The sequence below is a fragment of the Bacillus cereus group sp. N14 genome, assembly GCF_016483555.1.
Classification (GTDB): Bacteria; Bacillota; Bacilli; order Bacillales; family Bacillaceae_G; genus Bacillus_A; species Bacillus_A wiedmannii.
This window is the reverse complement of the sequence record NZ_JAEHBQ010000074.1, coordinates 1-344: the sequence shown is the minus strand read 5'-3', so window position 1 is coordinate 344 and position 344 is coordinate 1. Positions and strand designations below refer to the sequence as shown.

Genomic DNA, 344 nt, shown 5'->3' with positions numbered 1-344 from the left:
GATTTGGTGGCACAATTACGAGAAAAATGCTTAAATGCGTTTGATAATCAAGAATATCCATTTGAAGAGTTAGTAGACCAGCTTGGCGTGGAAAGGGAGCCTTCTCGAAACCCTATTTTCGACATTATGTTTACATTTGAAAACAAAGAAATGAACTCGTTGAGCATGGGAGATTATAAGGTAAATGGTGTGAAAGTTGATAGTAAGGTAGCAAAGTTTGATATTACTGTTACTGTTATAGAAACAAGTGACGGATACGATGTAGAATGGGAGTATTGTACGGACTTATTTAAAGAAAAAACAATTGCTCGTATGAATGAACAATTTGTCCAATTATTGAAAAA

General features: G+C 34.3%; 1 protein-coding gene. It reads left to right on the top strand.

Going from position 1 to position 344, the window contains the following annotated elements; all coding sequences use genetic code 11:
• A partial coding sequence (locus tag JDS82_RS29105) for a condensation domain-containing protein (RefSeq protein WP_242474951.1) occupies positions 1–344 on the top strand: 344 nt, incomplete at both ends.